Here is a 1,232-nt window from a genome sequence, read left to right on the forward strand (position 1 = left end):
GTTGTTGTGGCACCTTGTGAGTGCGAACCCATTGAATATGTTGGCGGTCGATTATATTGGGATTTTCTAAGGCTTTTTCATGAGTTGAAAAAAGTGCGAAAATTTACCTCATCGCCAAATCGGTCGGCACACCTGGAAGGCTGACGGAGGAAGAGTACAAAGAGATTCAAGGCTTGGAAAGCGAAGCTTACCGCGTGAATCTATTGCAGCAAATGAAATAGTGTTCTAATTCGAAAAGCCTGCTCTCATCGATATCCGATGGGGGTGGGCTTTTTTTATGATTACTGGTTCAATCCGGTTCCTGTGAAACCTCTTATTCTTCTATTTGGGGTGTACGAAGTCCCTAGCAAAGGCCTTCAGGCATGGCTCATTTTCTCCAATATAATTAATGATCTTGTCCCGCAGCATTCGTCCATACCAAATGAATCTATTTCTCATTTCATAATAGGAGATTCATAATTCTTTTGAGAGTGGTGGTAGTGATGTCCTTTACGGTTCCTGTAGTTTCAATCTTCACAGCTGGTTCAGCCTCTGGCGGTACTTCCCAAGAGCGGCAAGCCCGGCAAGGAAATGACATTTCGAGCTCAAACCTGGCATGGGGAAGCGGTTTCTCCCCTGGTGTAAGGTGCGGTATGACGTTTACTGCGGCAGCTCGTTTTAACACACCTACTACTATCAACAGCAGATCTGTAACTAGTTTAGATGATCCTAGACTTATCGCCTTATTCGATATGGCCAAAAGGCAAACGAACAATGCTACTGCGCTCTATGTCATCTATGTAAGTGGGGAATTCCTCACCAGTTCCGGCAACGTCATTGGCATGGGTGGACCGCGCTTCAAATTTTTCAACAGCACAACCGATTATGGTCTGTATGGACATATCGTCATGAGCGATGGAGCGCTAAATTCGTATGGGCTTGCACATGAAGCGGGTCACTGTTTATTCGGCCGGTTTTTGAATAGCAACCAGAACAGCTTTACGATTAATGATCCATCGAATCCTGGCAGCGACCACAGCAACAACCCACAAAATCTCATGTTTCCAACGATTCCGAACCAGAATCCACAAATCGTATCGTCTCAGTGCAGCACCGCCAGACAAAGTAAAATCGTGCTGCAGAACGCTACGAATACCCGTGGCAAAATTCTCAAAAACAATCTGACGACAATGAGAAAACTAAACACCAGAATCATTGCAAAAATGAGATTTATGAAGAAAGATACATTACGC

1 pseudogene is annotated in these 1,232 nt (G+C 44.6%); it reads left to right on the forward strand.

The features are described 5' to 3' along the window. Nucleotides 1-464 precede the first annotated feature (464 nt). Nucleotides 465-1,232, forward strand: a pseudogene (locus tag AC1DUA_RS38290) (hypothetical protein); the annotation flags it as partial.

This window comes from Paenibacillus sp. 01T422 (genome assembly GCF_056398785.1).